The sequence below is a fragment of the Ralstonia edaphi genome (assembly GCF_958350185.1).
GTDB lineage: Bacteria > Pseudomonadota > Gammaproteobacteria > Burkholderiales > Burkholderiaceae > Ralstonia > Ralstonia edaphi.
Map to the genome: position 1 here is coordinate 298,225 of NZ_CATWHI010000001.1, position 19,813 is coordinate 318,037.

A 19,813-nucleotide genomic window follows, 5' to 3' on the forward strand; every position below is an offset into this window, starting at 1 on the left:
CCCTACGCCGTGCGCAGCCACGCATGCAGTTCGCGCTGCCCGACCTCGGTCATGTTGAGGGCCCGCGAATGCTTTTGCCGCGCCAGCCACCCCAGCGCGATGCAGCGCTCCGCCACGGCGGCCCCGAGCGCGCCTGCCAGATGCGGGCGACGTTCGCTCCAATCCATGCAGCCGTAAGCAAAGCGGCGTCGGCCATTGCGCAGTGCATTCACGTCGACGCCGATGGCGGCCAGCGCCTGCTCACCTTCGGGCGTGACGTCGTAGGCGCCATGCGTTTCATCGAGCTGCGTCAGCCAGCCGCGCGACAGCAATTTCTCCGACACCTCCGTGCCGAGCTGCCCGGCCAGGTGGTCATAGCACAGGCGTGCGGCACGCAGGTTTTCGGGCACGGCTGAGCGCCGCGGGTCCGCCGGTTTTTCAGGTGCGACCACCAGCAGCGATTCGATCATCTCCGCCACCGCCGGAGAGCGCAGCCCGAAGTACTTGTAGCGTCCGCTCGACAACGAGGTGATAAGCGCATCGGCCTCGAGCCGGCGCAAGTGCGCGCTGGCCGTGGCGGGCTCCACACCGGCGCCGTAGGCGAGTTCCTTGGCGGTGAGCGAGCGGCCTTCCATCAACAGCAGCAGCATGCGGATCCGGGTCGGATCACCAATGGTGGCGGCCACGCGGCCGATGTCCGGCTGGGTTGTCGATGCGGTGGCTGGGGAAGATGCGGTCATGGTTCGATGGAGACCAAACTGTTGGCGCGTGACAGGCGGGCGGCCAGTCCAGAGAATGGGAGCCATCTTACTCCCGCCCCACGCTGATGACCGCCCTCGACACCGCCCCGCCCGCCGACGTGCTGCAAGCCATCGTGCATGCCGACCCCGCGCCCTACTACGCCGAACTGGCCGCCACGCGTCCGTTCTTCTTCGATGCCACGCTCGGCTGGTGGGTGGCCGCCGGCGCCGAAGCCGTCGATGCCGTGCTGGGCAGCGCCGCGTGTCGCGTACGGCCTGCAGAAGAGCCGGTGCCCCAGGCCGTTGCGGCAACGCCCACGGGCGCATTTTTTGGCCGCCTCGTGCGCCAGATCGACGGGCCGGATCACAGCACACGCAAAGCCAAGGTGATGGCCGCGTTGGGCCGGCTGGATGTATCGGCGCTGGCCAGCCGCGCGCAGCGGCAAGCGCGCGCTACTCTGCCCGACGCAGCGAGCCTGGATGCCGCGCTGGATACCGATGCCCACTTTCGCGTGCCGCTCGCCACGATGGCGCAAACGCTGCTGGGCGATCACGCCGATGCACCTGCCTGCCAGGCCGACATTGCCGCCTACCTGGCCGCGTTGGGCCCGGGGGCCAGCGCAGGGGTGGTCGCGCAGGCCGATGCCGCCGTGGGCCGCCTGCAGCAGCGCTTTGCCGACTCGCCGTTCGCCGGCGGTGACGATGACAACGACGCCGACATCGCCAATCTCGCCGCCCTGCTCGCGCAAACCTACGACGCCTGCGCCGGGCTGCTTGGCAACTGCATCGTTGCGCTGTCGCGGCACGCCGGGTTGACTGCCCGGCTGCGCGCGCAGCCGCTCGCCATCGAGCCTTTTGTGCGTGAAGTCCTGCGCCGCGATGCGCCGGTGCAGAACACGCGCCGCTTCGTCGCGCACGATATCGCGCTGCTCGACCAGCCGCTGCGCGCCGGCGACAAGATCCTGGTGGTGCTGGCCGCCGCCAACGTGGATGGCACAACCAACCCGGACCCACTACGCTTCGACATCGACCGCGCAGCGCCGCGCCTGTGGACGTTCGGCGGCGGCGCGCACCGCTGCCCCGCCGACGCATTGGCAACCACCATCGCGCGCGAAACGGTGCAGCATCTGCTGAGCCTGCCGGGTGTCGACCGATGGCTCGCCGGCCTTGGCAAGTTGACATACCGCCCCTCGCCCAATGCGCGCATTCCCCGCTTTCAAGCTTGAAGTTGCACCCCCGAACGCATCACGAAAACACCCCACAGGAGACTTGCCATGATCGCCGTCATCTTTGAAGTCGAGCCTGCACAAGGCCAGCGCGACACCTACCTCAACCTTGCCGCACGGCTGAAGCCCCTGCTCGAGCAGGTCGATGGCTTCATCTCGGTGGAGCGCTTCCAGAGCATCACCAATCCGGACAAGATGCTCTCGCTGTCGTTCTTTCGCGATGAAGAGGCCGTCAAGGCCTGGCGCAACATGGAGCAGCACCGCGGCGCGCAGCACGTCGGCCGCGACCACGCGTTTGCCGACTACCGCCTGCGCATCGCCCACGTGGTGCGCGACTACGGCATGACCGAGCGCGACGAAGCCCCGACCGACAGCCGCGCCGAGCACGCTTGAGCGCAGGGCCGCGCACCTCTGCGGGCCCGATGTGACGCCTTTTGCGCCCACCGGGCACCACCTTTGCTTAATCAGTCAGAACCCGCACGGCCGAGCACGCCGCATCACGGCCCCGGCATGCTGCCGTGCGCAACGATTGCAAAGGAATTGTCATGAATACCGCTTCTCATGAGGCTGAACGTGAGCCGCAAGTCGCTCCAGCCCGCACCGTTCAGAGTCCGGTGCGTTATGCCGTGGTCGGCGCCGGGTGGATTTCCCAGGCCGCGTTCCTGCCCGGCGTAGCGCAAAGCGGCAACTCCGTCGTCACGGCGCTGGTCACCGGCGACGAAGCCAAGGCCACCGCACTGGCCGAGCGCTACGGCATCGAGCATGTCCACGGCTATGCGGACTACGAGCAACTGCTCGCCTCGGGCGATATCGACGCGATCTACCTTGCATTGCCCAACGACATGCACCGGCAGTACGCCCTGCCCGCCCTCCAGCGCGGCATCCACGTCCTGCTTGAAAAGCCCATGGCCACCAGCGAGGCCGATTGCGAAGCGATGATCGACGCGGCCCGCAACGGCAATGCGAAATTGATGATTGCCTACCGGCTGCACTTCGAGCCCGCCACACTGGCCGCCATTGAACTGGTGCGAGGCGGCAAGCTGGGCCGCATTCGCGCGTTTTCGGCCGTGTTCAGCCAATCGGTGGCGCCGTCCAACCACCGCGCCAACCACGGCTATTGGGCCGGGCCCGTGTCCGACATGGGCGTGTACCCCATCAACGCGGTGCGCAATCTCTTTGGCGAAGAGCCGATCGAGGTGTCCGCCTGCGGCGTGCGCGACCCCGACCTCCCGTTCAATTTCGACGACACCGTCAGCGTGACACTGCGTTTTGCCGAGCACCGCGTCGCCCAGTTCGTCGTCAGCTACAGCGGAGCAAGCATCGACCAGTACCGCATTCTCGGGACAAAGGGCGATCTGGAAGTTTCGCCTGGGTTCATGTTTGGCGTTGGGCTGAAATACCGCGCCACCATCGACGGCCAGACGCACGAACAGGCGTTCGACGCGACCGACCAGTTTGGCGGCGAGCTGCAGTATTTTTCGGATTGCATCCTCAACAACCGAGAGCCCGAGCCCAATGGCGAAGAAGGCTTGGCCGACGTGCGCGTACTGGCCGCCATCGAGCGCGCGCTCGAATCGGGCCAGCCGCAAAACCTGGGGCCGTTCCAGCGTCAAGGCCGCATGGAGACTGCGCAGGTGCGCAAGCTGCCGCCTGTGCCGTCGCCGGAACTGGTGGACGCGGCTGAACCCAGCCAGGGATAAGGAGAACCGAAAAAGAAAAACGCCCGCAACGAACGGCGGGCGTGGGACTCAGGATTTACAGATTGATGCGCTGCACGGCGTCGCGCATGCGCTTGCGGATCGAGACATCCGAATTGGTGTTGCTGCTGGAGCCGTCGGTTTCCATAGCGTTATCGCAACGCCATTCCGTGGCTTCGCCGTTGTCGGTCAGCGCACAGACGCGGTGGGTCCAGCGGTCCCACACAAACACATCGCTGCCGGCCTCGCCGGAGAGCAGCGGCTCAAAACGGTACATCCACAAGTACCCGACACCCAGCAGGGTGACCAGAAAGATCGCCATCCAGGACGCTTTGATTCGGCGCCACATTCTCATTTCTCCTCATGGAGCCACTGCGCCGGACGCGCCTGACAGGGCGTCGCTGGGCCAAAAGCGCGGTACTCCAAGGAGCAAATCGTAACATGTGGCATCCCGGCCCCGGCTCAAGTGGGCAGCCGATGCGGCAGCGCCACAACACCTGCAGCAACCTTATCGGAGCGTCAGTTGAAGACGTCCTGCCGGTAGCGGCCGGATTGCATCTGCGCCGCCAACCAGTCCGACGCGGTCGACAGATCGCTGCCGTAGCGCGCCTGGTGCATGCGGATGAGCGTGTCGCGCACCGCTGGCGCCATCGCACGGCCGTCGCCACAGACATACAACGTGGCGCCCGCATCGAACGCCGCCCACACGGCTTCACGTGCATCCCACAGGGCATGCTGCACGAAGCGATGCGGATGCTCCGCCACGCAGGAATACGCAGGAAAGACGCGCACCACGCCTGCGTCTTCCCACGCCCGCAAAGTGTCGCGGTAGAGAAAGTCGTGCTCGGGGTGGCGGCAGCCGAAGCACAGCAGGGACGTTGCCACCGCCTCGCCTGCCGCCTCCTGCGCGGCGCGCTCCTCCAAGAAGCCCCGGAACGGCGCGATGCCCGTGCCGGCACCGATCAGCACCATCGGCTTGCTGGCATCGGGTTCAGGTGTGAACGGCGGATTGGGCGTGCGCACAGCGGCGGCGATCTCCGCCCCCGCATGCAGCGTCACCAGGTAGTTCGATGCCGTGCCGCGATACGTGCCGACGCCAGACCACGCCGGCCCCGACACCGTGCCCACCGTCAGCGCGGCCACGCCCGGCGACACCCGCGCCGACGACGCGATGGAATAGAAACGCGAGCGCATCGGCCCAAGCCGCGCGAGAAACGCCTCCAGCGTCAGCTCGATCGCGGGGAAGCGCATCAACAGATCGAGCACGCTGACATGCGCGACTTGAATGTCACGGTCGAAGCGCTCGGCCGCGTCATCGCCTTCGAGCCAGACGGCAAGCTGACCGCGCGTGAACGGACAGCGCGTGGCCGCGTGCAGCGCGGTGATATCGCGCACGGTGGCGGTGTCCTGCAGCTCGACAAAATCGCGCAGCAACTGGCGCACGGACACCGGCTGGTTCAGCGGCAAATGCCGCACGTGCGCATGGCGTGCGGTCAGCGTGACGAGCGCATCGCCCTCCAACGCAAGCCGCGTGATGGCCGCGTCGACACGGTCATCGGCATTGCGCGGGTAGACGGCGAGGTGGTCGCCAGTGGCGTAACTCACGTCGTCGGGCAACTGCACCGTGAGATGACGCGTGGGGCCGCGCGGCGCTTCGCGCGTGAAATCCCACAGGCCGGTGGCGTCGCTGACGAGTTCTTCATTGGCGAGCACCGTCATCGCGCGTGCGGCGGGCGGCAGCGTGGCGGCACGGAGCGCATCAGGCGCAACGTAGTCGACGTGGACGGACGGGCCGTCGGCGTGTGTCTGGCGGGTGCCCAGGGCGCTCCACAGGCTGCGCGTCCAGGCGTCGACGGCAGCATCGAAACCGGCATTTCCGTCCGCCTCGCCACGCGGCACGATGGCTTGCGCGCCGGCTGCCACAAGCATCGCTTCCACTCGCTTCGGGAACGCCTGGAACGCGGGCCATTGCGAGTTGCCGCAACCCAGGACGGCATAGCGCAACCCGGTTGCCTGGCGGGTAAGCGCATCGGCCGCGTCCAGCCGCGCCTCCAAGGTGCGGGCGCTGTCCGGCGCACGGCCGTTGTAGGTGGCGGCCACCACAATGAGCGTGCCCTGCTGCGGCAGCGCATCGGCAATGGCGTCGAGCGGCGCCACCTTGGCGTCGAACCCGGCACGCGATGCGGTGGCCGCGAGCTGCTCGGCGATGTCCTGGCAGGTGCCCAGGCTGCCGCCATACAGCACGTGCATCGGCTCACCGCCGCCGGCAAGTGCAGATTCGGCGGCGTCTTGCGTGACGGCCTCGGTGCGCACAGGCGTGGCGATCGACAGCCGCTCCCGCGCATTGCGCAGCCGCGCGCGCAGGCGGAAACCGTCCGGTTTGAGCGTCAGCGTTTCCTTGATCTGGAAGCCGTAGTCGTACGGGTCGGACAGCGCAAAGCGCTGCAGGATCACCGCCAGCGCCAGCTTGGCTTCGGTCAGCGCAAACTGGCGGCCGATGCAGGCGCGCTCGCCGTTGCCGAAGGGCTTGTAGGCGTGCGGGTGGAGCTTGGCTTCGTTCTCTGGCAGGAAGCGGTCGATATCGAAGACTTCGGGGCGATCCCACACCGCCGGATCGCGATGCAGCGCCAGCAGCACGGTCACCACGCGCTGGTCCTTGCGGATGGCGTAGCGGCCGCCAATGCGCGTGTCTTCATACGGCGCCACGCCAAAGCTCGGGGCGGTCGGCCACAGGCGCAGCGTTTCCTTCAGCACGCGCTCGATCACGTCGAGCTGCGCGAGGTGCGCATACTGCGGCACGGTATCGCCCGGCAGCACGCGGTCAACCTCGGCATACGCCTGCGCCAGCACGGCCGGATGGCGCAGCAGCATGTACAGCGCAAAGGTCAGGAGCCCGCTCGTCGTCTCATGCCCGGCAATCAGGAAGGTGATGACCTGGAAGCGGATGTTGGTGTCATCCAGCGGCTCGTCCGATAGGGGATCGCGCGCGTTGAGCATCAAGCCGAGCAAGTCGCTCGCGCCGACGCCGCCATCTTTTGCCTGACGGCGCGCGTGGATCACCTCGTCCACCAGTTGATGCATGGCGGCAACGTCCTGCTCGAACCGGCGATGGTGCTCGCGCATGAAGCGGTCTTTGAGCGGCAGGCGCGTGAGCTTGCCCATGGCTTCGGACAACACCCCCACCATGGCCGCCAGGAACGGATGCAGCTCCGGCGTGTTGAACGAATCGAAACGGTATCCGAAACCCGCCAGCGAGATGGTGTCGAGCGTGAGCCGCGTCATGTCGTCGGCCACGGGGATATCGGCGTCTGGCCCCTGGCGCGCCCACTTGTCGGCCAGCGCATTGGCCACATCGAGCATCACGTCGAAGTAACCCTTCATCGCACGCTGGCTGAAAGCCGGCAGCAGAATGCGATGCGCCTTGCCCCAGTTGGGCTCGTCCTGATGCGCCGTGAAGAGGCCATCGCCCGCCCCCGCGCGCAGGAACGAGAGCGGCGGGCCGATCAGTTTGCGAAAACGCGTTTCGTCGCAGAGTTCGGCCACCAGATCGGCGGAATAGACAAACGGCACGCGCCGCCCGGCAAAGTCGAGCTGGTAGAGACCTTGGGGAAACTGCCGGCTGGTTTCCAGAAGCGTCTGGGCCAGGCGGTCTTTGGGGAGTTGCAGCAGGTTGCCCAGCCACGGCAAGCCCTTGGGCTGCGGGATAGGCTCCGCCGCAGCGGGCGAGGCATTGGCGGGTAACTCGGAGGCGGAACGCATGCGCGGTCGACTGCGAAAATGGGTTGTCCGCCAATGTACGCGCCGCCCTGCCCCGCATCAAACAAAGTCGCCATGTTTGAATGCGGGCCCCTAAAAGTGAATCGGGCGACCCGTAGGCCGCCCGATCTGGGGACGATGTGAAGCGCTGGATCAGCGGCGGCGCGGCTGTGAATTGAACGGCGCGTTGACCTGGGCTTCGAGTTCGCGAATCTGACGCTGCAGTTCGTCGACGCGGGCACGGGCGGCACGGCGTTCGATATCCAGCGCCTCGGCTTCCGTGCGGGCGACCTTCTGTCGTTCCTGGGCCTGGGCCTGCTGCTGACGCTGGATATCCAGGTCGGTCTTCAGGCCACGCAGCCTTTCCTGCTGGGCGGCAATCTGGCGCTCGGAACGCTCCTTCTGGGCTTCCAGGCGGATGCGCTGCAGCTCCAGGTCGGCCATCGTGCGGGTTTGCCGGGCGAAGTCGCTGTACAGACGTTCGGCAGCGGCTTCATTGGTGGTCTTGATGACGCGCCAAAGGTCTTTCTGCTGGAACAGCGTGACGTAGTACGTCAGGTCGCTCTGGGCAAACAGCAGGCTGGCGCCGTAGGCCCCGTTATAGGTGGTACGCAGCTCGGACAGTTCATGCGCCTGCATGCGCTGTTGCAGCTCGAATACGGCGCTGGCAGATGCCGGACCGTCGGTTCGGGCTGTGCCGGTGGGCGTGGCGGCAGCACTGGCGGCGGGCGCCGTGGCAGCCGGCTGACCAACCGTGGCGGTCAATGCCGGCACGGGCGCGGCGGCAGCAATCGGTGCAATGGCGGTGGGCGGTGCGGCCGGGCTCTGCGCCACGGCCGATGTGCAGGCGGCCGTACCGGCCACGACTGCGACTGCGGCCGCGATGGCCAATCCCCTCTGAAACGCCCGGTGCGACGCTTTCCCTGACTGTTTTTTTGTTCTCATCTCGACCCTGTGGATTCTGCGCAGGTGTTGCAGCCGAAAACTATACGCGATCCGCCGCCCGAGTGGCGCGCCGGGCGCCCGCCGCGCGGTAGGGTGTTGTATGGCGTCACTCCAGCTCGCGCAGCTCGGTTTCGCCGTCGGCGATCTGGTATTTGCGCATCTTTTCCCACAGCACCTTGCGGCTGATGCCGAGCGTGGCCGCGGTGTCCTGGCGGCGCCAGTTGTTGGCGTCCAGCGCGGCCAGGATGCGGCGGCGCTCTTCTTCGCCACCCGTACCGCCATTTCCACCGCTGCTGCGCTCGCCATAGCCGCCATGGCTGCCGTTACCGCCCTCGCGCTCGAAGGCGTCGCGCTGCAGGCCGGCGAACAGCGGGAGGATGCGCGCTTCGTCCCAGCGGCCGAACTGACGCAGGGTGATGCCAATGCGCTCGGCCAGGTTGCGCAGCTCGCGCACGTTGCCGGCAAAGTAGGCCCGGGCAACCGACGCCCGCACCCATTCGGGCACCGGCGGCATGGCATCGAAGGTCTTGTCGCCCAGCAAATGCCGCAGGAACGAGAGCAGCAGCGCGATCTTGTCATCCGCGCCGCGCTGCTCAAGGCTGGGGATGCGCAGCTCGATCACGGCCAGGCGGAAGTACAGATCAGCGCGGAATTTGCCCGTGGCGACCATCTCGCGCAGGTTCTTGTTGGTGGCGGCCACCAGGCGGAAATCCAGCTTGACCGGCACCGTCGAGCCCAGCCGCGTGCACTCGCTGTCTTCCAGCACACGCAACAGCTTCACCTGCTGATACAGCGGCAGGTCGCCCAGCTCATCGAGGAACAGCGTGCCGCCGTTGGCCTGTTCGAAGTAGCCGCGGTGCGCGTACATGGCGCCCGTGAACGCGCCCTTGGCATGGCCGAAGAACTGCGATTCGAACAGCCCATCGGGAATCGCACCGCAGTTGACCGCGACGAACGGGCCTTTGCCGTAGACGCTGTTCTTGTCGTGCAGCAGACGCGCAATGCGCTCCTTGCCGGCGCCCGTTTCACCGTAAAGCATGACGTTGCTGTCGCAATCGGCAAAGGTATCCACCTGCTCCAGCAACCCATGCATAGCCGGCGATGCGGCCACGAGGTCGCTCTGATCCTGCGCTTGAGCCTGCGCAGACGACATCGACGGCAGGACCTTGCTGATCTGCGCCCGGAGTTCGGTCGCGCCAAAATCCGGGCCCAGCACATACGTGTATTCGGGCGGAAAGCGGCTGGAATCATGCTGCGTATCCGCCGCCACCCAGATCACCGGCATGCCTTGCGCGGCCTGCCAGTCGAGCACCGTAAAGCCGCCGCTTTCGACCACCGACGCGCTGATCACCGCCACCGCCGGCTTCAGCCGAGGCTCGGCCGGCTGAAAATCGATCCCACCCGCGCGGATCACCTCCGCCCCGAACGGCGCCATGAACCGCGCCACACGATCGGCAATGTCGTGACGGCCTTCCCAGACAAAAATCTCAAGCGTTTCGTACGCCCAGCGATCGGTTTTCATGTCGTCGCTTCCATGTCAGTAAACCAGCTCGACGGCGTCGCAGTCGAGGGAGAGGAGTTTGATGTCGGCGTAGCCGAGTTGGATGCCGAGGACTTCGAGTAGAGGTGACAACACAGCGTCCAGCGTCTGGCCGACAAGGCCGAGCGTGGTGGCCAGCACAGCCTGCGACAAGCCAAGAAGGTTGAGCAGCCCCAGGTCGAGGATGTTTATCTGGACTTGGCTCGAGTTGTTGAGAATCGAAGTAAAGAACGATCCTGTACCCGCGACGCGCGCCGTTTGCCCAACCGTCAGCGTTGTGGGGTCGGGCGTCCAGTTTGCCGTTGAGCCGGGGCTGATACTGGCCCTGATCGACGCCACCGTCACTGGCAGGCCGAGAACATTGGCCTGAACCAATGGTGCAGCCGCGGCGGGACATGAATACCCCGTGATGCTACTGGCTGCCGTACCGGATCCGTTTGCTATGCACAGCGACACCGGCGCCAACTGCCCACCAAAATCGGCGGATATGCCGTTGCGGGGCACAGGACAATGGCCAGCTTCAAAGTGCGCATTTGCACCGGCAGCAATGAGGCCGATAGGGACGTTCATGTTGACAATCCCAAGCACCGAAGCCGAAACATTCAATCCCAGGCTTACCTGCCCGGTGCGGGCAACCGTACGCCAATTACCAGACCCGTCGGTTCCTGGAGGGCCGATCGCAATGACCGGCGGCTGAATGATCTTGAGCGACAAACCGACATTCACGAGACCCGGGAGGCCCGCGACACCGGGCAATCCCAAATTGGTCGAAATCGTCGCACCGTTTTGAGCGTTGGCAATCTGTGCAGCCGTCATGAGCAAGTCGAGCACGTTCAATGTTGCATCAGCCGCCGACTGATCGTTGCCCACATCCGCAAGCAGTTGCAGGACGCCGGGTGTCCCCGCGCTGTTCCCCAGATGGATCGTCGTGCCGCTCAAGAGTGGGCCAAGTACCAGCGTGTTCGGCGCGGCTACGGTCCCGGCCGAGACGCCGGCCAACCCGTTCTGCGCACCCGCCGCGATGACCGCATTGAAAAATTGGGTCAAGGTCAATTGGGCAGAAACGAGTTGCTGCACGGTGCCCACACCGACAGCCGCCATCAGATCAGATACCCGAATGTTGGTGTTCGCCAGCCCTTGGTACGAAACCAAGCTAAGACTCAAAGGGTTGGCGTTGCCAAGAAGGCTTCCGAGTAACTGGTTCAGCAGCCCACCATTGACGGCTGCGAGACCGGACCCCAACGAAAATGACGCAACCGGCGTGTTTTTCGCAATCGCCGTCGCCTGCAACCTGCGTTGGCCAACCATGAAGAAATACGGCACGTTCTGCGTGACCGTCACCTGCGCCGCGTTCGTATTTCCATCGACCGCGGCTTGCGCCGTGAAATACGTTGGAGCGGTTCCCGCGCTCGCATCCCACACGCCCGGCACAACGGCCAGCGTGATGTTGGTGCCATCCACCGTCAGCCCGTTCTGCACCACTGCCTGCTGAGCGGCGGTCGGCAAATCGAGCCGCTGGGCGGCCGCCATGGCGGCGAGATCTGCGGAACGCTGCAACGCGCGTTGCGTGTAGAACAGGTTGCCGATGTCGATCGACACCAACACCGCCAGTCCGACCGTGGCGACGAACGTGGCTGTCATCACGCTCACCGCGCCACGCAGGCGGCGGCGGAGCATGACGGCTCGGCGTAGACGGGGGGCGGCGGCGCGTCTCACAGCGTGGGGATGCATTGAGCAGCGGTCAGCGCCCGGACTGCTGGACAAGGTTGACCGTCGACGCCCGCGTTCCGGAGTTCTGCTGTGCCAGACCCGGCATCGGCTGATTGAACGAATTGAGGTAGCGCTGATAAGCCAGCGCTGCCTGCTCGCCTCGCAACGGCACAAACTCGCCCGCGTAGGTGCCCTCGGCTTGCGCCTTGAGCAGCGCGCGGGTCGCATCACTCACGTTGGTGCCGATCTTGGGTGCTGCTGCAGCGCTCTGCGGGTCGCTGCCAGAGAACCCCTGAGCACCGGCGACGCCGCACGTCAGCCATGCCGCCACACCGGCGGCCATCAGGATGCGGAAAGTCATTGCGAAACCTCCAAGGTGTCAAGCAGACGGCCACGCTGCAATGCCAGCGGGCGGGCCGATGTGCCGGTGGCAGTCGCCGCGGGGGCGACAGAGACGCCGGCAGACGCTGCGGCAGAGGGCCCAATTGCGACAGCGCGCGGCGTCATCGTTGTGGTTTCCCGGGCAATACGGCGATCCCGCCAGGCAGCACGCACGCGCGCGACGTCGTCATCGATGGCCTTGCGCGCGGAGGCTGTTAACTGCGCATGCGCCGCCAGCGACGCGGCATCGTCCTTGCGATCGTTCACGGTCAGCCAGATCACCAGGTTGCCGGCGATCTTCGGACTGGCGACGGCCATCTGCTGGGCCTGCATCAGCGGCACGCGGGCTTGCTCCACTTCGCCGGCGCGCATCAGCGCATAGCCGAGATCGCTTGCCGTACTGGCGTCGGTCGGATTGGCCTGTGCCGACACCTGCAACCGGCGAGCCGCCTCGACAAAATTGCCCTGCCGGCCCGCAACGATGCCCAAGCCCCGCCAGGCTGCGGCATTGAGCAATCCACCCTGCGTGCCCGCGCCCATGGCGGAGGTCGCGCCGACCACCGCGCGGTATTCGGCGTCCGCTGCGGCAAGTTGATCGGTTTCACGCAGAGCATCCGCACGCAGCAGCATGATTTCGGGCGCGCGGCCATAGCGTTGCTGGTAGGCATCGATATGCGCGAGCGACGCGTAGTACAGCCCCTGCTCCTGCATCTTGCGAATCAACGAAAGATACGTCGCCGGACTGGTGATCTCGGCCTTCTCCTGGCTCTGGCGCTGACGGGCCATTTCGATGTCGGCATCGGCGCGCAGGCTCATGTCGGATGTGGCCATCGAGCCGCAGCCCGCCAGCAGGATGGTCAGCATGGCCACGCCGGCCAGGCCGGTGCACGCGGTGTTTTGGAAGCGCGTCATCTCAATGTCCCCCGGTTTGTTGCAGGCTGCGCATCACGCCCATGAAGCCCGGTCCTGCGGTGACGATCAGCAGGGCCGGCAACAACGTCAACACCATGATCATCGTCATCTGCACGGTCAGCTTGCCCACGCGTTCCTTCAGCCGCGCGCGCCGGTTCTCCTGCAGCCGGCCGCCGAACTGCCGCAGAGGCTCCTGCACCGCGCCGCCAAAGCGATCCACCTGCGTGAGCAGCGTGATGAGGCCCTTCAAATCTTCGTTGTCGAACAGGCGCGCAATGCGCAACAGCGTCTGCTCGCGGGGGCGGCCCGAGGCGAACTGCTGGTTGGCGCGGCCAAATTCGCCCGCAAGCACCGGCAGCATGCTGTGGAATTCATTGGCAATCACCTGCAGGCTCTGGTCGATCGACAAGCCGACGCCCTGCAGCAGCCGCAGCATGTCGACCATGACCGGCAGCTCATCGTCCATACGTCGCCGACGGCTTTCCTTGCGACGCCCGAGCAGCCACTTCGGCGCAAGGTAGCCCAGCGCGAGCCCGACGAAACCAAACACGAACACGAACAGCGCCGACGACGCATGCAACGCGCCGAACACCGCAAGCAGCGGCGGCAGCAACATGCGCGTACCGCCAAAGACCGTGCGGGCATGCTCGCCGTAGTAGCCGCATTCTTCGAGCAGCTTGCGGTCTTCCTCGGTCACGATGCGGCGGCCCAGGCCTGTGTCGATCCAGCGTTGGCCTACCTTGGCAATCTGCTGCTGGAGCTGCTGAGCTTCGCGGGGGCCGTGCGGCCGCGGCTTGGCGGAAGGCGACACGGCCGGCGACGCTGCGGGCCCCGCCGGATTGGCCGCCGTCGCGCGCATGTCGGACAGCGCCGTATCGAGCTTGCGTGCGCTGCGATGCCGCGTAAGCGTGGCACGCAGCGCGAGCCCGCCGAATACCAGTAAGCCCGCGGCCGCCGCGGTCAGGCTGAGGGTGATCAGGGTATCGTCCATGCGCCCTCCTCAGACCGATTTCGCCAGCCTGGCCAGCATGACGGCACCCAGCACTTCCATGCCGAAGGCCGTGAGAATCAACGTCTTGCCGAACGGATCGCGCCACATCGACATGATGTACGCCGCGTTGAACATGACGATCACACCACCCACAACGATCGGCAGCAGCCCGATGATCCACGCCGATAACCGCGTCTCGGCCGAGAGCGCGAACAGCTCGCGCTGGGCCTGCTGGCGGTCGCGCATGAAAGCAGCCGTGCGCTCCATCACGATGTCGGCCCGCCCACCGTAACGCAATGCCAGGCGAAGCACTGACGACAGCAGGATCAGTTCATTCACACGGTACTGCTGGCCCACGGTGAGCACCGCGGCGTCAAGGTCCTTGCCGGCGCGCTGCATCTGCGTGATGGCCGTCAGGCAGTTGCGCAGCGGCTGCTCGGTATTGGCGCTGGCCGCCTGGAACGCCGCAGGCACCGCGCTGCCGATGCTCATCAGCCGCACCACGCCATCGAGAAAGCCCGGCAATTGCTGCAGCAGGCGTTCGTTCATCTTCCGGGTCCGGTTCCAGAACAGGAAAGCAACGATCACGACGTACAGCGCCAGCGCCGTCAGGGCCGACATCGCGCTCGACACCGCCCAGACAGCAAGCGCAATCATGAGTGCCGGACCAATGAGCAGCGCGTAGAAGCGCCGGCTCGGCTCGATATCTGCACGGCGCAGTGCGTCCTGCCAGACGCGATTCAGCGAATCCGGCACGCTGGCCGGCACAGGCTCCACATTCGGTTGGTAACGCGCGTTGATCTGATCGGTCTGTGCCCGCACGAAGCTGCGCGATGCCTCGCGCTCGCGACGGCGCACGGCCTCCGCCCACAACATGAGCGAGGCGCCCACCAGCAGCAGCGCCAGGCAACCGAACCAGAGCGTCGCGCTAGACATGGAAGCGGCCCCCGCCGCCGAATCCACCACCCATGCCGCCCATGCCACCGTTCGCGCCATTGTCCATGCCTGCGTTGCGCATGCGCGCAAGCTTGGGGGAATGCGGTTGCAGGCCCAGCGCCGTCCAGCGGTCGATCTCTTCGCCGTCTGGCCCGATGTACGGCTCGTAGCGGTACAGCTCCTGCGTGGAGATGATGTTGTCCCCCAGCCCCGTCACTTCCGTGATCGACAGGATGCGGCGCTTGCCGTTGGACAGCCGGCCGATCTGCACGATGAAATCGATGGCGTTGGTGATCTGCCGGCGCAAGCTCACCTCGCTGCCCTGGAAGCCGGCAAAGCCCGCCAGCATTTCCAATCGATAGAGGCATTCGCGCGGGCTGCTTGCGTGGATGGTGCCCATCGAGCCATCGTGGCCGGTGCTCATGGCCTGCAGCATTTCCAGCACTTCACCGCCGCGCACTTCGCCCACGATGATGCGATCAGGCCGCATGCGCAGGCTGTTGCGCAACAGCTCCCGAATCGTGACGACGCCCGTGCCCTCGAAGCCGCCCGGCCGGCTTTCCAGACGCACCACGTGCGGGTGGTTGAGCGACAGCTCTGCCGTGTCTTCAATGGTGATCACGCGCTCCGTCGTCGGAATGTGATACGCCATCGCATTGAGCAGCGACGTCTTGCCCGAACTCGTGCCGCCGCTGACGAGGATGTTGCAGCGCGCCTGCACTGCCGCTTCCAGCAACGCGCCGATCTCTTCGCTCATGGTGCCGAGGCCGAGCAGGTCTTCCGGCTTGAGCGGATCCTTGCGGAACTTGCGGATCGACACCACCGGCCCTTCCAGTGCCAGCGGCGGAATGACCACATTGATGCGGCCGCCGTCGGGCAAGCGCGCATCGACCATCGGGTTCGACTCATCCAACCGGCGCCCGATCGGCGCGAGGATGCGACGCACGATGCGCAGCAAGTGGTTGTTGTCGGCAAAGCGCACCGGAATGCGTTCCAGAATGCCGTGGCGCGACACGTACACGTCCAGATGGCCGTTGACGAGGATGTCTTCCACCGCCGGATCGGCCAGCAGGTCTTCGATGGGGCCGAAGCCGGCCAGCTCCTTCGTCAGCGCCTCGGCAATCTGCCGGATCTCCGTCTCGTTGACGGGAATGCGGCGCATGCGCGTGAAGCCTTCCACCTCGAGATCGACAAAACGCTGGATGGCCGTGCGCGACCAACGACCGAATTCGGCGCCCAGTTCTTCAATGCGCGTCAGCAGGTGTTCGTGCGCGGCTTCCTTGATGTCCTGGAAGGCCTGCGAGACGGCAAACGCGCCGTTGCCGGCGTCCGCCTGGTTGGAGAACTCGATGGGTTGTGTCATGTCGCGTTCCGTTCGGTGGTCCCGATATCCAGTTCAGTGGCGTCTGTCGATTTGCGTTTGGAGCGCGCACCAAAGCGGCCGCCCAGTCGCGCACTTACGCCCGACACCCAGCTCGATACACCCGACGCACGCTCGCTCTGCTGGGCATAGCCGAGTGTCTGGGCAATCTGCGCAAGCGCACGCACATAGGCATCGGTGGGATGTGTTTCGGCCAGCATCGCGCCCTGGTTTGAGGCAATGACGAGGGCTTCACGGCGATTCGGCACGGTCAGCACCGAGGGGATTTCCAGCCGCTCGGCAATCTGCGCCGCGTCCAACGACAGGCGTGTGTCGAACTTCGAAATGGTCAGATGCAGGTGGTCGCGGTCGATCTCGCGCTTCTTGAGTTCCTGCATCAGCTCGGCCGCAGACACGATGGCGCCCACGCTCTGCTCGGTCACCAGCATCACGTCGTCGGCAGCCTTGATGATCTGTGCGATGAAGTCGATGTTGCCGAAGCCACCCAGGTCGACGACCTGCAGGTCGAAGAACGTGCGCAAGCGGTTGAGCAGGCCAAGCGCCTCGGAGAACGAAATGTCGCGCATCTCGGCCAGCGAGATCGGCAGCGGCAGGACCGCAAGCCCGTTCGGGTGGCGCGACAGCGCGGTCTGCACAAACACCTGGTCGAAGCGGCGCAGGTTGCGCACGGCTTCCACAAAATGGAAATTGGCCTGCACGTTCAGGTACAACGCGCCATCACGCAGCGGCTGGCCCAAGTCGAGCAGCATCACATCGCTGGCCGACGTGCGGCGCACGAGCGTGGCCAGATTGACAGCCAACGTCGTCGCGCCCACGCCAGGGCGCGCGCCCAACACCGCGAGCACGCGGCCACGGCGGGTCGGCTCCGCCGATGCGCGCTCCGCCAGCAGTCGCCGCACCACGCGCACGGCTTCGGTCGGCGCGCCGTCCACGTCGACGAAATCCTTGACGCCTGCGCGCAAGGCGGCCAGCATCGCGCGGCCATCGGCAGCGGAGCCCACGGCCACCAGCGGCAAGCCCGGAAACAGACGCGCGAGTTCTGCGACGAGTTGCGTCGCCTCGTTGATCGCGTCGGCGCCCTCGCCCAGCTTCTGGTCCTGATCGGGCACGTCGATCAATGCGGGGGACGAGGCAAATCGCACAAACACGACCTCGGGGTTCACTGCGCCAATCTGTTCGATGAACGCGTCGTGGCCGGTGGTTTCTGCCACCAGCACACCGAGCTCGCGAATCGCTCCCGCCAGCCACCGGTGTACGCCTGCTGACTGCGCGTCACCTTGCTTGCTGCCGCGCGCGCCGCCGTGCAGAAGAAAGTAGTCCATGCCTGCCCCTTACTTCGAGAACCCAGGCATGGTGGCCGGATCTGCCACCCCCAGAGCATACGGCCGCCACACGGGCTCACTCGCGGTATCGCGCTCCCGCCCGCCGCTCTGCCCCGGCAGCATCTTGTCGATCGGCGCATTGCGTGCCATCGGCCTGACCAGATGCGGCGTCACGATAATCACCAGCTCCCGCTCTTCCTGGTTGTAGTTCAGGCGCTTGAAGAAGGTCCCGATGATCGGCACGTCGCCCAGGAAGGGCACCTTGTCGACATTGGACAGCGTGGAGCGACTGACCAGCCCGCCGATGACAAAGCTCTCGCCATCACCAAGTTCGACCGTCGTGTCGGCACGGCGCGTGACAATGGCGGGCACGGTGGCACCGTTGAGCGTGACGCCTCGGCTGAAATCCAGGTCGCTCGCTTCGGGCGCCACCTTCAGGGCGATGCGGTTTTCCGACAGGATCGTCGGTGATACCGTCAGCCCGATGCCGAACGGCTTGTACTCGATGGTGGTTGTACCCAGCGCCTGCGGCACGGGAATCGGAATCTCGCCGCCGGCCAGGAAGTTGGCGCTCTGCCCGGACAGGGCAACCAGGCTCGGCTCGGCCAGCACCCGCGCCATGCCGTTTGATTCCAGCAGGCTCAGGTCGGCAAAGAGGCCCTTGCTGACCGAGGAGACCAGCAGGTTGAAGGCTGAACCGATCGGCATGGTGGATTCGGTAGACAACCCGTTGGAGCCGAACGTGACCTTGGAGAGCGACGAGGGCGCAAACGTCCGGAAGTCGAAACCGCCGCGCGTACGACCGAACGTGAACCCGGCCTCCTTGAGCACCGTCTTGCTGAACTCCACCACGCGTACGTCGACCTGGACCGTGCCCGGCGCGTTCAACGACGTGGTGTCGACCACGTTGCCGCCTTTGGACTTCTCCGCGCCGGTGGCCAATCCGCCCGTACGGCGCGCACGGGACAGGGCATACACGTCCTTGGGCTGCCCTGAGACGACGGCCGTGTCCCCCTTGACGTCGACATTGGGATCGCCGGGCACGGGCTCGCCCGCATCCACCTGCACGTTGTACGTGATGGCCGAACCGCCCTGTGTCCACACCATCACGCTCGCTGCGCCGGGCTTCTTGGCGATGATCAACAGGCTGCTGGCTGCACCGCGGCCCTTGAGCAACAGGGCATCGGCAATCTCGGGGTTGCCGATCGCGATGCGCTCGAGCGGCTTGCCCAGCCGGATCTCGCGCTGGCTGCCGCTCAGAAGATGCAGGGTCTGACCGGCGGGCGCCGTTTCCGCAAATGCGGTCGATGCGCAGGCCGCCAACACCAGCGTGCCCACATAACCGCGAAGGATGGCGGCGTCAGTCATGTTGCTCCTCACGTTTTCCTGCGCGGATGATTTCTACGCCGCCGGTGGCAGCTGTACTGGTACGTGCGGTCGCGCGCGTTGATGCCACCACCGGCAGCGGCGGCACCTGGAGCACCGGCGAGCGGCGCGCCGCGCCGGTCAGGCTGGCCATCGACACGCCGGCCTGCGCGACGTCCATCGGGTTGCGGTTGTCGGCGGCCAGCAGCGCCCCGTCTTGCGGCTTCACGGTCGGCTCGGCATCGTCGCCCGGATTGCGCAGCGCCAGCAGCAGACGGCCGCTCTGATGCGCCATGGCCAGTTGACTGACCGCTTCCACCGGCACGGCCAGCACTGCCGTCTTGGCCTGATCAACCTTGCGCGTGACCCCGTTGTTCTCGGGCTGTTTCTGCGTCCCTTCATTGACCGCCAGCGGGCCAAACGCCAGCACGCGCAGGTGCGGCAACAGCAGGCGTGCCTGGCTGTCTTGAACTTCCTGGCCGTCCTTTCGCATCACGAGAAACACGTCCACGTAATCGCCGGGCATGACGCGGTTGCCCACGCCGATCACCTCGTCCACGTTGATGGCGACCGCGCGCTGCCCAGCCTCCACCTGTTGCGCGAGGCCCGATGACAACTGCGATGCAATCAACGGCACACCCACTCCGACCGGCAGAATGGGCTCGCGCCCCACCACCTTCGTCACGTCCGAAAACCCCTCCGCCGGATTGATGGGCAACTGCTCGATGGCTACCTGGTCCGCGGTGATCGGCTTGCCGGCCTCCAGCGGTTTCGTGGTCACGACAACGGGATAGACGGTCTTGCCGTCTTTCTGCGCGGCCACGGGCGCTGGCGGGCGATGCGCCGTCTTCCATGCCACGGCGCCAAGAATGGCAGCGAGCAGCAAGAGCGCGGCGGCAAAGATCTGGAGGTGTTTGCTGGTCATCTGGGCG

At 65.9% G+C, this 19,813-nt stretch carries 17 protein-coding genes; 3 read left to right on the top strand and 14 right to left on the bottom strand.

The window, feature by feature from the left end:
• Positions 1-2 precede the first annotated feature (2 nt).
• Entirely contained in the window at positions 3-719 is a 717-nt protein-coding gene (locus R2669_RS01390) for an ArsR/SmtB family transcription factor (protein ID WP_147215655.1), read from the bottom strand.
• An 86-nt stretch (positions 720-805) separates the two neighbouring features.
• Here R2669_RS01390 and R2669_RS01395 point away from each other — a divergent pair, with 86 nt between their 5' ends.
• The 3 genes from R2669_RS01395 to R2669_RS01405 all read left to right on the top strand — a co-directional run bounded on the left by R2669_RS01395 (position 806) and on the right by R2669_RS01405 (position 3,645).
• Positions 806-1,945: a cytochrome P450 gene (locus R2669_RS01395; protein WP_316898126.1), complete on the top strand. Its 1,140-nt coding sequence runs from the start codon at positions 806-808 to the stop codon at positions 1,943-1,945.
• Between the two features lie 48 nt (positions 1,946-1,993).
• Positions 1,994-2,338, top strand: a complete 345-nt coding sequence (locus tag R2669_RS01400) for an antibiotic biosynthesis monooxygenase family protein (protein WP_316898127.1) — start codon at positions 1,994-1,996, stop codon at positions 2,336-2,338.
• 152 nt (positions 2,339-2,490) lie between these two features.
• Positions 2,491-3,645: a Gfo/Idh/MocA family protein gene (locus R2669_RS01405; protein ID WP_316898129.1), complete on the top strand. Its 1,155-nt coding sequence runs from the start codon at positions 2,491-2,493 to the stop codon at positions 3,643-3,645.
• A 55-nt stretch (positions 3,646-3,700) separates the two neighbouring features.
• Here the strand turns inward: R2669_RS01405 and R2669_RS01410 are convergent, their stop codons facing one another.
• The 13 genes from R2669_RS01410 to cpaB form a co-directional block, all read right to left on the bottom strand.
• Complete coding sequence (locus R2669_RS01410) at positions 3,701-3,991, bottom strand: hypothetical protein (protein ID WP_009240655.1); 291 nt, start codon at positions 3,989-3,991, stop codon at positions 3,701-3,703.
• A gap of 170 nt (positions 3,992-4,161) precedes the next feature.
• Positions 4,162-7,401, bottom strand: coding sequence for a bifunctional cytochrome P450/NADPH--P450 reductase (locus tag R2669_RS01415; RefSeq protein WP_316898131.1), 3,240 nt, complete (start codon positions 7,399-7,401; stop codon positions 4,162-4,164).
• 150 nt (positions 7,402-7,551) lie between these two features.
• The gene (locus R2669_RS01420; protein ID WP_316891218.1) at positions 7,552-8,343 is read right to left on the bottom strand and encodes a DUF2968 domain-containing protein; all 792 of its coding nucleotides are present in this window, start codon (positions 8,341-8,343) and stop codon (positions 7,552-7,554) included.
• Between the two features lie 106 nt (positions 8,344-8,449).
• Positions 8,450-9,865, bottom strand: a complete 1,416-nt coding sequence (locus tag R2669_RS01425; RefSeq protein ID WP_147219226.1) for a sigma 54-interacting transcriptional regulator — start codon at positions 9,863-9,865, stop codon at positions 8,450-8,452.
• 15 nt (positions 9,866-9,880) lie between these two features.
• Entirely contained in the window at positions 9,881-11,560 is a 1,680-nt protein-coding gene (locus R2669_RS01430; protein WP_316898133.1) for a TadG family pilus assembly protein, read from the bottom strand.
• A 64-nt stretch (positions 11,561-11,624) separates the two neighbouring features.
• On the bottom strand, positions 11,625-11,954 hold the full coding sequence (locus tag R2669_RS01435) for a DUF3613 domain-containing protein (RefSeq protein WP_316891220.1): 330 nt from the start codon (positions 11,952-11,954) through the stop codon (positions 11,625-11,627).
• Entirely contained in the window at positions 11,951-12,886 is a 936-nt protein-coding gene (locus R2669_RS01440; protein WP_316898135.1) for a tetratricopeptide repeat protein, read from the bottom strand. Before R2669_RS01440 ends, R2669_RS01435 begins: the two co-directional genes overlap by 4 nt.
• A gap of 1 nt (position 12,887) precedes the next feature.
• A complete protein-coding gene (locus tag R2669_RS01445; RefSeq protein WP_316898137.1) occupies positions 12,888-13,877 on the bottom strand; it encodes a type II secretion system F family protein in 990 nt (329 codons plus the stop codon).
• A gap of 9 nt (positions 13,878-13,886) precedes the next feature.
• Entirely contained in the window at positions 13,887-14,813 is a 927-nt protein-coding gene (locus R2669_RS01450; protein WP_316891222.1) for a type II secretion system F family protein, read from the bottom strand.
• Positions 14,806-16,176 carry a TadA family conjugal transfer-associated ATPase gene (locus R2669_RS01455; protein ID WP_316898139.1) on the bottom strand — a complete coding sequence of 457 codons (1,371 nt, stop codon included), beginning with the start codon at positions 16,174-16,176 and terminating at the stop codon, positions 14,806-14,808. Before R2669_RS01455 ends, R2669_RS01450 begins: the two co-directional genes overlap by 8 nt.
• Complete coding sequence (locus tag R2669_RS01460; protein WP_316898141.1) at positions 16,173-17,516, bottom strand: CpaE/TadZ family protein; 1,344 nt, start codon at positions 17,514-17,516, stop codon at positions 16,173-16,175. Before R2669_RS01460 ends, R2669_RS01455 begins: the two co-directional genes overlap by 4 nt.
• A 9-nt stretch (positions 17,517-17,525) precedes the next feature.
• Positions 17,526-18,884 (bottom strand): type II and III secretion system protein family protein, encoded by a 1,359-nt coding sequence (locus R2669_RS01465; RefSeq protein WP_316876391.1) that lies wholly within the window; start codon positions 18,882-18,884, stop codon positions 17,526-17,528.
• The gene (gene cpaB / locus R2669_RS01470) at positions 18,877-19,806 is read right to left on the bottom strand and encodes a Flp pilus assembly protein CpaB (protein ID WP_316898143.1); all 930 of its coding nucleotides are present in this window, start codon (positions 19,804-19,806) and stop codon (positions 18,877-18,879) included. Before cpaB ends, R2669_RS01465 begins: the two co-directional genes overlap by 8 nt.
• Positions 19,807-19,813: the final 7 nt, after the last annotated feature.

Coding starts and splice junctions, on each gene's coding strand:
- R2669_RS01390 (WP_147215655.1), bottom strand. CDS start 719: ATGACCGCATCTTCCCCAGCCACCGCATCGACAACCCAGCCGGACATC.
- R2669_RS01395 (WP_316898126.1), top strand. CDS start 806: ATGACCGCCCTCGACACCGCCCCGCCCGCCGACGTGCTGCAAGCCATC.
- R2669_RS01400 (WP_316898127.1), top strand. CDS start 1,994: ATGATCGCCGTCATCTTTGAAGTCGAGCCTGCACAAGGCCAGCGCGAC.
- R2669_RS01405 (WP_316898129.1), top strand. CDS start 2,491: ATGAATACCGCTTCTCATGAGGCTGAACGTGAGCCGCAAGTCGCTCCA.
- R2669_RS01410 (WP_009240655.1), bottom strand. CDS start 3,991: ATGTGGCGCCGAATCAAAGCGTCCTGGATGGCGATCTTTCTGGTCACC.
- R2669_RS01415 (WP_316898131.1), bottom strand. CDS start 7,401: ATGCGTTCCGCCTCCGAGTTACCCGCCAATGCCTCGCCCGCTGCGGCG.
- R2669_RS01420 (WP_316891218.1), bottom strand. CDS start 8,343: ATGAGAACAAAAAAACAGTCAGGGAAAGCGTCGCACCGGGCGTTTCAG.
- R2669_RS01425 (WP_147219226.1), bottom strand. CDS start 9,865: ATGAAAACCGATCGCTGGGCGTACGAAACGCTTGAGATTTTTGTCTGG.
- R2669_RS01430 (WP_316898133.1), bottom strand. CDS start 11,560: ATGCTCCGCCGCCGCCTGCGTGGCGCGGTGAGCGTGATGACAGCCACG.
- R2669_RS01435 (WP_316891220.1), bottom strand. CDS start 11,954: ATGACTTTCCGCATCCTGATGGCCGCCGGTGTGGCGGCATGGCTGACG.
- R2669_RS01440 (WP_316898135.1), bottom strand. CDS start 12,886: ATGACGCGCTTCCAAAACACCGCGTGCACCGGCCTGGCCGGCGTGGCC.
- R2669_RS01445 (WP_316898137.1), bottom strand. CDS start 13,877: ATGGACGATACCCTGATCACCCTCAGCCTGACCGCGGCGGCCGCGGGC.
- R2669_RS01450 (WP_316891222.1), bottom strand. CDS start 14,813: ATGTCTAGCGCGACGCTCTGGTTCGGTTGCCTGGCGCTGCTGCTGGTG.
- R2669_RS01455 (WP_316898139.1), bottom strand. CDS start 16,176: ATGACACAACCCATCGAGTTCTCCAACCAGGCGGACGCCGGCAACGGC.
- R2669_RS01460 (WP_316898141.1), bottom strand. CDS start 17,516: ATGGACTACTTTCTTCTGCACGGCGGCGCGCGCGGCAGCAAGCAAGGT.
- R2669_RS01465 (WP_316876391.1), bottom strand. CDS start 18,884: ATGACTGACGCCGCCATCCTTCGCGGTTATGTGGGCACGCTGGTGTTG.
- cpaB (WP_316898143.1), bottom strand. CDS start 19,806: ATGACCAGCAAACACCTCCAGATCTTTGCCGCCGCGCTCTTGCTGCTC.